The 415-nt window shown below is 32.8% G+C and carries 1 protein-coding gene; it reads right to left on the bottom strand.

Features of this window, described 5'->3' with window-relative positions:
• Nucleotides 1-121: 121 nt before the first annotated feature.
• Nucleotides 122-415, bottom strand: a 294-nt coding sequence (locus tag R2R70_RS19045) for a head-tail connector protein (RefSeq protein ID WP_410978756.1), incomplete at its 5' end; no start/stop codon positions are given.

Raw genomic sequence — 415 nt, 5'->3', positions numbered from 1 at the left:
CGTTTGTTTAATTAACTCAGCAAAACACGAGAAAACAACCTCTGGTTTCTCAATGTTTTCAAATGATACTGGATCTTTTGTAGCAACCATTTTAACGAAAGAAATACGCTTATCAAATCTACTAAAATCCATTAGAATACATCCCTCTCAATTGCTGAATAATGCTTATGACACCAAAAGGAATCTCACTCAATGGTTTTTCTACCGCAGCGACTTTCTTTTCATACCAATGCCCAGTAAGCATAAATACAGCCAAATCATAGAGTTCGTTGTCTTCAAAAAAAGAATTATTTTCTTCTGATGTAATAGCATTCTTCACGTATATCATGGATGATTTCATCGTCAATTCAATGAATTTATCATCAAAATCATGATCAACCCTAAGAAAATTTTTCATTTCTTCAAGAGTCATTGC

The organism is Cobetia sp. SIMBA_158, from assembly GCF_046566945.1.
GTDB classification, from domain to species: Bacteria; Pseudomonadota; Gammaproteobacteria; order Pseudomonadales; family Halomonadaceae; genus Cobetia; species Cobetia amphilecti.
Note: the sequence above shows the minus strand (reverse complement) of the source record. Positions and strands in the feature narration are given on the sequence as shown.